This window comes from Curtobacterium sp. B18, from assembly GCF_000333375.1.
Lineage (GTDB): Bacteria > Actinomycetota > Actinomycetes > Actinomycetales > Microbacteriaceae > Curtobacterium.
This window is the reverse complement of record NZ_BACZ01000744.1, coordinates 1-452: the sequence shown is the minus strand read 5'-3', so window position 1 is coordinate 452 and position 452 is coordinate 1. Positions and strand designations below refer to the sequence as shown.

Annotated in this window: 1 protein-coding gene; it reads left to right on the top strand. The window is 73.9% G+C overall.

Annotated elements, in window-relative coordinates; genetic code table 11:
* A partial coding sequence (locus I5E_RS22295; RefSeq protein WP_031263275.1) for an alcohol dehydrogenase catalytic domain-containing protein occupies positions 1-452 on the top strand: 452 nt, incomplete at both ends.

The following is a 452-nucleotide window of genomic DNA, read 5'->3' as shown; positions in this document are numbered from 1 at the left end:
CGTCTACCGCGAGTTCCAGGCGGGGCAGCCTGGAGCGCAGCAGCCCCCGTTCGTCCTCGGGCACGAGAACTCCGGCTGGGTCGAGGAACTCGGCGACGGCGTCTCCGGCTTCACCGCGGGTGACGCCTACCTCGTCTACGGCCCGGTCGGCTGCGGGCACTGCTCGTACTGCTCGAAGGGGCAGGACACGTACTGCGACAACGCCGCCACGAACCCGTACGCGGGCATCGGCCTCGGGCGCGACGGCGGGATGGCGGAGTACGTCACCGTGCCGGCACGCAACCTCGTGCCGCTGGGCGACGCCGACCCGGTGGGTCCCGCTGCCCGACGTCTCGCCGGAGCTCCTGCGCCGTGCCGCCCGGGACGGCATCGCCGAGGTCGCCGACGCCGTCCCGACGAACGCGGGCGACGCGATCGTGCGCAAGGTCCGCTCCGAGGTGTGGGGGCGTCCG